This window comes from Spirilliplanes yamanashiensis (assembly GCF_016863475.1).
In the GTDB taxonomy this organism is placed as follows: Bacteria; Actinomycetota; Actinomycetes; order Mycobacteriales; family Micromonosporaceae; genus Spirilliplanes; species Spirilliplanes yamanashiensis.
On record NZ_BOOY01000051.1, the window covers coordinates 1 to 2,537 of the forward strand.

Annotated in this window: 2 protein-coding genes; one reads left to right on the forward strand and one right to left on the reverse strand. The window is 58.7% G+C overall.

The genetic code is table 11. The features are described from left to right. Nucleotides 1-1,593: NACHT domain-containing protein (locus tag Sya03_RS30630; RefSeq protein ID WP_203941945.1), on the forward strand; the 1,593-nt coding region annotated here is incomplete at its 5' end. A gap of 178 nt (nt 1,594-1,771) precedes the next feature. On the opposite strand, the gene Sya03_RS30635 is transcribed toward Sya03_RS30630, so the two are convergent. Next, complete coding sequence (locus Sya03_RS30635; RefSeq protein WP_203941946.1) at nt 1,772-2,470, reverse strand: HAD family hydrolase; 699 nt, start codon at nt 2,468-2,470, stop codon at nt 1,772-1,774. Nucleotides 2,471-2,537: the final 67 nt, after the last annotated feature.

The following is a 2,537-nucleotide window of genomic DNA, read 5'->3' on the forward strand; positions in this document are numbered from 1 at the left end:
CGGCTTGCATCCAATCCCCTCTTGCTCACCACCTTGCTTCTTGTCCGGCGCGGCGTTGGGCAGCTTCCGCGTAGGCGCTCCATTCTTTACGGCAAAGCCGTCGAAGTGCTTCTGATGACTTGGAATGTCGAAGGACACACCCCTGTGGATCCCGACGAAGCTCTCCCTCAACTCGGCTTCGTCGCTCACTGGATGATGACCAACGGAAAGCAGACCATTACTGACGCCGAGCTTCGCCGACTGCTCCGGCAGGCACGAAGTGAAATGCCGGACCTGTTAATGCACGCCAAGCTCGGGATCTCAGAGATGATTGCGAAGATCGAAGAGCGAAGCAGTCTGCTCACTCTAGCGGGACACGAGGTTTACGACGGAACGCTACAACCGTTCTATGAATTTAAGCACCTTACGTTCCAGGAGTATTTGTGTGCGCGGGCCATCACTGAGAAGTGGCTTCCTCAAGCGCTTTCGGCATCCTCAACGCTTGACTTAATCAAGCCTAGACTTGGGGATTCGACATGGCGCGAGGTCGTGGTTCTCACGGCGGCTCTCCAAGGTAGAAGCGCATCTGCAGTCGTGGCTGAAGTAATCAAGAAAATTAGGGCCGTCCCACGGCCGGCGCGCAACACGGCTGATGACATAAACCGTTATGACGATCGCATCTTTCCTCTTGTTAGCAATCTCGTTGGTTGCCTGGCTGACGACGTGCCTGTTGCACCGGAGCTGCTTGACAAAGCGCTCTATCACGTCGTGTACATGTTCGAGGGCGACGTGGCCTTGGAGGTGCTCGGATCTCGTTATGAGGACAGTCTGCGCGCCTACGTGCAGAGTAGGGCAAGCATTGCGAAGGACCTGGATCCAGCAGTAACTCTGTTTGTAAGCTTGGTAGGTTCCGAGTTCGTTGATCAGCCCGTTCACAAGATCCTAGATGCTTGTGCGGTCGAATTGCGGCGTTCGGACGAGTCTGGCGTGTTGCGCGGGTTTGCTTTATTGGTTTTCGCCTGTCTATATGATGGCAACGCATTGGAGCCGGAGGTTCCTAGGCCCATAGGAAAAGTTCATCTGTCCAAGTGGCGTAAGTCCTTCGAGATCGCCGCCTCGGTCTTGTGTGCCGATCGACTGAGTCCGGCCAGCAAGGTCCTAGCGATTTGGGCCATAGGCTGGCGTGGTCTGAGCGTGCAGAGTCCTGAACTCGTTAATCGTCTCCAGCAATGGCTCCTGCGCGCTTGGGTGAACGAGCCCGACCGTAGCAGTGGTATCCCTTGGGCGCTGATGACCACCCGAATCGTTGGCAGGTGGGACATAGGAGACTTGAACATTGAACCCACCGCGCTCGATTCCTTCTTTAGCTATCAACTCGAAGTGCGGGGAGAATCCCCGCGCGTAATGTGTGCCATCTATCTCTGTAGCTATTACCTTGACCTGCCCTGGAGGCGGGAGCGAATTGCGGAGGTTATGCAGGGGGATCAGGAACTCGGCGATGCTAGAAACCGCACCGAGGTCGAGTTCGCCGTCCGCATGTTCGAGGCGCTCGGTGAGCCAGTCCCAGACCCGTTCAAAAAACGAAGCAAGCTTCTGCGATCCCGAGATCGCTAACCTATGGGCGCTGAGCGACGGCTAACAGGAGAGGTGCTTGCCTTCATCTGGCCGGCAACGGTGCCCGCGACAGTGGGCGCGCGCATCTGAAGCTATATCCTTGGCGCTGGGCGATCGTTAACAGGCGCGCGAACCGCGAAACGATAGGACCGTCGTGACCGGTCCTTGCCTTGATCGCTCAATTCGACGGCCGGTTCTTGGCCCGCGACAACGCCCGCGCGACGTCAGCCATCGATGTGACCACCGCATCAGCGATGCCGAAGCGCACGACCTTGCTAGGCTGGTTTGCGTAACCGACCACGCGTACGCCAGCGACGCGGGCTGCCTCGATGTCAGTAAGCGAATCTCCAACAAGGACACAGCGCGCTGCCTGGGAATGTAGGGCCCGTACTGCAGCGAGGATCATCATTGGATTCGGCTTCATCAGCTCAGGCCGACTGTAGGGACGGCCGAAGATATGGTCTATGTAGTTGGATAGCCCGTGCGCAGCCAAGTATGCCGAAACGGCTTCGCTCGAGTTGTTGCTGACGATGGCGACCGGCAGGCCGGCGGCCCTGACTGCCAGGATCGTCTCATGGCCAAACGGTGTCGGCGTTGCAGTAGCCACGGCACGCAACTCTAAAGCGGTGAGCGCGTCTTCAACGGCGGTCGTCTCGTCGTGACTGCAGTGGTAGCCGACCCACCGCATTACCGCAAGCGGGTCCGCCTCCGTCGCGAGGTCGTTGGGAAGGGCGACCCGCTGAGCGCGTAGCAGCTCAACTAGCTCGGCTGCGACTTGGGGGGCGGGCAGACCCGCAAAAACTCCGCACACCGGTCCGTCGAAGTCGAGGAGTAGGGGACCTGAGCCGACGAGGCTGACGAGTTGGTCTGCGCTCACGGGCGATACTCCCGCGCGATGGTGTTCCAGATCGAGTCGAACCAGGAACGTGCGGACTCGACGAACT